The following is a 2,076-nucleotide window of genomic DNA, read 5'->3' as shown; positions in this document are numbered from 1 at the left end:
ACGCAGGGCGTCCGGGGCAGTAAAGGCTGTCGAAGATCGAGTGTAAAAGGGAGACTTGGATGTCCCGTTTTGCATCACGAGATCAAAGACACGCTTGTGGCTGAAGAATATTGTGCAGTTATAAAGACTGTAGATTCTCCAAATGTCGATATGAAAGATTCTGACTTCTATGTTGATGAATTTGAGGAGATGTTCATCGAAGAGTATGGCAGCACCATGAATCCAGATTTGTTGATCGATGAATCTATGCGGACACGCCAGGAGAACCTGTCAAAACAAGCAAGAAAGTGGAAGTATGAATACGGATATGTAGTTGAAGATGCGTTTACTCCTGAGGAGATAGAGGATAAATATGGACAACATGAAGAAGATTTCCATTGAATGACGTGGCGCTCTTCTAGTGATGGGTATTACCGATATACACCCGAGAGATCATCAGGTCATGTCTGGTTATGTGGATTATTTGGAGGCTTAACTGGGTTGTACGAAAAAAACACTTGACCACGTCAGTCAAGCAGCCAATGATAACATTGGCTATGAGAAAAAGAAATTTCACAACGGTAGTAACAAGCATGCTGATGTTGGCGTTGCTGTTTTTAACCGGGGATGCTTACGCGACTGCACGCATGCTCAAAGAAGTGAGCACTGAGGATAACTCCCCCTTCTTTACCGGCAAGTCCCATGATGATGTGACGGGGCTGAGCTATTTTCCGGATGGGAGGGAGCCACATAGGTGGGCCGATGGTAATTATTCAGATAATGATGGCCAAGCAATTCCTGGACGTTGGGTACAAATCAAGAGAGTATACGGGAAAGCTGGTGAAGGTATTGCAGAGCATTGGGACAAAAGTGCAGTTGCAGTACTAGGTATTCTTGGTCGTTTCGTGTTGAAAGGAACCGCAAAGAGTGCAGGACGTTCAGGTAAGCAAGCAAGGCTTAGGGAAATGATGAATGACCCTAAGGTTAGCTCTGCTGATAGAGGCTGGTTGAAAAATGACGCCCGTCATATTGAATACGGGAATAAATCTGGACTGCGTGTTCCGAGGAATGGAAGGAAGTCGCCTGGACGAAAGGCTCAAGATAAAGGGTATGAGTTAGCTCATCCGTACAATGCACCTGCTAGCCAGGGTAACAGTTACGCTGGCTCAAAGCTAAAGAATCATGCTGACCACAAAGTTGAGACCAGATTGCACCGGCATCGATACTAGGTGGAGAAAGATAATTAACATGCACGAGAAGCAAATTGAGAATTTGCTCAAACAGTCACCCGAAGAGCGTTACACGTACTTTGTACGTTACTGCGCGGACTTTGAACAAGTTTGGGGGCTGGTTGTAGGTGATAACAATTGGGTGATTTTTAAGGATGCAGATGGCGATGAGATTTTCCCTGTATGGCCTCATTCTGACTTAGCTGAAGTTTGTTGTTTTGACGAGCAAAAGGAGATGGGGGCTAAGCCTCAGGCGATAAGCTTGGATTCCTTTATTAGGAATTGTATACCGGATATGGTTTCTGATGGTGTGTATTTTGGAGTCTTCTATAACGATAAACGAGAGGGTCTTGCTGTTGAAGGTGGCGTATTAAAAACGGCAATTGAAGAGGAAGTGGGAGCTGTATGGGAATGACAGTAAGCTCATAGCCGTAATACGAAATATTTGTAGAGACAAAGAGACTGTAAATTAGTTTGTGTATCTGCTTATCTCCCGTAGGGGTTAATGATAAGCAGATACACAAACTAATTTACAGTCTCCGGTATCGGTTTATATGCCGTTGGTCGTTCACTCGTGCGAAAAGCAAATGCAGCATTCAATCAGTGGTTGGTTCCAATTCCTTCTTGGTCTGCTAATCCTGTTTGATATTATTCGCCGTGTTTTATCTGGAAGTGAACCTCAATCTATTTTAATGATTACGGTCGGTATCCTTGCCCTTATCGCGAATCTTTTTTGTTTGACCCTCATCGAAAAACATAAGCATGGTGAGGTTCACATGCGGGCAAGCTGGGTATTTACCAAGAATGACCTCATCGCAAATACTGGTGTTATTTTCAGTGGTTTTCTTGTTTTCTTGTTTTCTTGTTT

General features: G+C 43.8%; 4 protein-coding genes. All 4 read left to right on the top strand.

What is annotated here, in order from left to right:
* Window positions 1-381 (top strand): hypothetical protein (locus tag BOW51_RS10130; RefSeq protein ID WP_217349035.1); only part of this gene is annotated, 381 nt, incomplete at its 5' end.
* 191 nt (window positions 382-572) lie between these two features.
* Window positions 573-1,208, top strand: a complete 636-nt coding sequence (locus tag BOW51_RS10125) for a hypothetical protein (RefSeq protein WP_078477607.1) — start codon at window positions 573-575, stop codon at window positions 1,206-1,208.
* A gap of 19 nt (window positions 1,209-1,227) precedes the next feature.
* Window positions 1,228-1,623, top strand: coding sequence for a DUF2750 domain-containing protein (locus BOW51_RS10120; protein ID WP_167367328.1), 396 nt, complete (start codon window positions 1,228-1,230; stop codon window positions 1,621-1,623).
* 172 nt (window positions 1,624-1,795) lie between these two features.
* A partial coding sequence (locus tag BOW51_RS10115) for a cation efflux transmembrane domain-containing protein (protein WP_306341500.1) occupies window positions 1,796-2,076 on the top strand: 281 nt, incomplete at its 3' end.

It is taken from the genome of Solemya elarraichensis gill symbiont (assembly GCF_002021095.1).
GTDB lineage: Bacteria > Pseudomonadota > Gammaproteobacteria > Chromatiales > Chromatiaceae.
Note: the sequence above shows the minus strand (reverse complement) of the source record. Positions and strands in the feature narration are given on the sequence as shown.